Source organism: Dehalococcoidales bacterium, from assembly GCA_041656115.1.
Taxonomy (GTDB): domain Bacteria; phylum Chloroflexota; class Dehalococcoidia; order Dehalococcoidales; family UBA5627; genus UBA5627.
The window spans coordinates 1-2,663 of record JBBAED010000032.1; the positions used below are offsets into that span (position 1 = coordinate 1).

General features: G+C 44.9%; 5 protein-coding genes. 2 read left to right on the top strand and 3 right to left on the bottom strand.

The genetic code is table 11. The features are described from left to right. Positions 1-512: 512 nt before the first annotated feature. Entirely contained in the window at positions 513-809 is a 297-nt protein-coding gene (locus WC958_06400; GenBank protein ID MFA5629852.1) for a hypothetical protein, read from the bottom strand. After that, positions 802-996, bottom strand: a complete 195-nt coding sequence (locus tag WC958_06405; protein ID MFA5629853.1) for a hypothetical protein — start codon at positions 994-996, stop codon at positions 802-804. The genes WC958_06400 and WC958_06405 overlap by 8 nt, the downstream gene beginning before the upstream one ends. Before the next feature lie 198 nt (positions 997-1,194). On the opposite strand from WC958_06405, the gene WC958_06410 reads away from it, so the two are divergent. Both WC958_06410 and WC958_06415 read left to right on the top strand, forming a co-directional pair. After that, a complete protein-coding gene (locus WC958_06410; protein ID MFA5629854.1) occupies positions 1,195-1,902 on the top strand; it encodes an NAD(P)-dependent alcohol dehydrogenase in 708 nt (235 codons plus the stop codon). Next, positions 1,896-2,174: a zinc-binding dehydrogenase gene (locus WC958_06415; protein MFA5629855.1), complete on the top strand. Its 279-nt coding sequence runs from the start codon at positions 1,896-1,898 to the stop codon at positions 2,172-2,174. The genes WC958_06410 and WC958_06415 overlap by 7 nt, the downstream gene beginning before the upstream one ends. A 265-nt stretch (positions 2,175-2,439) precedes the next feature. Here WC958_06415 and WC958_06420 read toward each other — a convergent pair. After that, on the bottom strand, positions 2,440-2,663 hold a 224-nt coding region (locus WC958_06420), incomplete at its 5' end, for a helix-turn-helix transcriptional regulator (GenBank protein MFA5629856.1).

Sequence of the window (2,663 nt, forward strand, 5' to 3'; positions counted from 1 at the left end):
ATTGAAATAGCGATTTACAAAATTAGGAAAATATACATCAACGCGCTTTCCATTCCCGTTTAATGGTCATCGAAAAACGAAAAAAACGGAGGCAATCATTTCAAATTCTCAAACAAGACGACAGTGGGTTCGTTATTATTGGATTGGCTCGAATTTATTGGATTCAAAACTGCTGGATTGGGGTTCAAGACAAAAAGGTCATTTACATTTAACAAGATGATGAAAGCTGCCGTGTATGAACGTTGCGTCAAATTTCAACAAAAATAGGATATCGCGGTTCCATGACTACAAATTTGTGCAAAATATCATAAAGGCATCGCTCCGAAAGTGGGCACCAATAACATAATCCCATAATTATCAACCAATTATACGGAGAGAAGGGCAATACCGCCTTTCTGTAATCACCTTACAATCAATACATATCTTCTTGCAAATCTTTGGTGTTAGCGATTTTGCTTTTGCAGAATTGCTTCGTTTTCCGTCGAAATTCACACGTTATACAATTCCTTATTTTACGCGGTTAACAATGAAGTGTGCGACATATCTCTGACGATAATACCGTCTTCGAACACTTCATAAGCAAATACCCAACTTTTCTCAAAAACAGCGCATTTGTACCCTAATACTTGCCATTTCTTAAAACGGCATAGAGGATAATCCGCATTATTGCAAAGGGAAGATACAAACTCGCGCATTCTGTCGCTTCGGCGTAGTGCCGCTTCCTCCGACAACTTCAAATCGTCAATCAAATACGATTCAAGGTCGGCTATTTTGTCTCTGACTGCCCCCGATATCTTTACCTTACGCATTTTTTAAACGTTTTCGGATACCGTTGTTTAGTTCATCAAAAAATTCATCTACCGAAACAGCATTGCATTCCGCGGCGGCTTCTTGGAAACTTTTCTTTTCAATCACCGTAGCAAATGGCAACGTCTTGATATATTCAAGAAGCTGCTTTGCCTGTGGGCTGTTCTCTTCAATAATAATCGTTGTCATAATGATACTGTATTTAGTTCACTTACAAAGATAATGATTTTCCGGAGACTGCCACTATCCTCAAAGATAACCAAGAATTGGTTTAAAATTATTCGAGGAGTTACGATTAGGTTAAGAACAACCGCGACATTCAACAAAACAGCGCCCTGTCTGTTATAGTTGAATTCGATTCCAGTAAAAAATAAAACTACAGGTAACATGATGATGAAAGCAGCCGTGTATGAACGTTACGGTTCGCCGGAAGCGGTCCGTGTAAAGGATATCCCCACCCCCGTGCCAAGAAAGAAAGAACTCCTTGTAAAGGTAGTCGCGTCCACCGTGAACCGCACCGATTGCGGTTTCCGTAGTGCCGAGTATTTCGTCTCGCGGTTCTGGAGCGGGCTGTTCCGTCCCAAGTTCCCGGTACTGGGTTGCGAGTTTGCCGGCATCGTGGAAGAAGTGGGTGAAGAAGTCTCACTCTTTAAAAAAGGGGACCGCGTCTTCGGCTTCAACGACGAGACTTTTGGCGGCCACGCCGAGTATCTGGTGATAGCCGAAGACAAGGCTATAACCACCATTCCCGAAGGTCTCTCGTTCGAGGAAGCCGCCCCCATCACCGAAGGTTCCCACTATGCCCTCGTAAATATCCGGGCGGCCAACATTCAACCGGGAGACCGCGTAATGGTGTACGGGGCCACCGGGGCAATTGGTTCGGCCGCGGTACAGCTACTAAAGCATCTTGGGACGGCAGTTGCTGCTGTCGTCAACACCAAAAACATGGGGTTAATTAAATCGCTCGGGGTCGATGAAGTGATTGATCACGAAAAAGAGGATTTTACCAGAATAGGAACCCAAGCAGAGACCCGGTTCTCCTTTATCTTCGACGCGGTGGCAAGTGCTCTTTCAAGGAATGCAAGCCCTTGCTAACCGACAAAGGCATTTACGTTTCTACTGAACTGGGTAAAAACGGTGAGAACATTTGGTACGCGCTCACCACCCCGCTTCTCGGGGGAAAGAAAGTACTGTTTCCTATCCCAACGATCAGCAAAGCGGATGTCATTTTCCTCAAAACCTTGGTCGAGAACGGGGAGTTCAAACCTATCATCGACCGGGAGTATCCTTTGGACGATATTTTAGAAGCATACCGGTACGTGGAAACAGGGCAAAAAACGGGCAACGTGATTTTAAAAATCTCGTGAATTCCCGTTTTTTTTTGCTATTTTTGTTTTCAGTTATGCCGGAAGCATGAAGAATCCTTTAATGGCGAGCAAGGCGTCTTTCGGCCTTTGTCATGGCCGTCACCATGGGAGGCTCCCCCTATGATCTATAGTTCCCAGGAGATCGGCTACGACCGGCCATTGTCGTTTTTCAGGCAAACACGGTCTTGTGATCGGGGAACAAATGGCACGCTGCCCCATCAAAATGTTGCAGTAATGCCAAAATCGGGAGTTTGGAATTAACCCTTTAACCCACTTCGCGGGTGATTTCTATTCTCAGATTCAAAGCATGCATAATGCGGTAAAAAAAGCCGACGCTCGGGTTGACCACACCGTTTTCTATTTTCGAGATATAGGATTTGTCCACGCCAAGCATTTTAGCCAGTTCCGCCTGCGTGATCTTTTCACTTTTCCGCGCGTCCAGAATTACCTGCCCGGTATAAAAGACATAAGCCTTTTCATCAAACCCGG

What these genes read in the sequence shown, in the direction of transcription:
- WC958_06405 (MFA5629853.1), bottom strand. Translation starts at nt 996, where the DNA reads ATGACAACGATTATTATTGAAGAGAACAGCCCACAGGCAAAGCAGCTT.
- WC958_06410 (MFA5629854.1), top strand. Translation starts at nt 1,195, where the DNA reads ATGATGATGAAAGCAGCCGTGTATGAACGTTACGGTTCGCCGGAAGCG.
- WC958_06400 (MFA5629852.1), bottom strand. Translation starts at nt 809, where the DNA reads ATGCGTAAGGTAAAGATATCGGGGGCAGTCAGAGACAAAATAGCCGAC.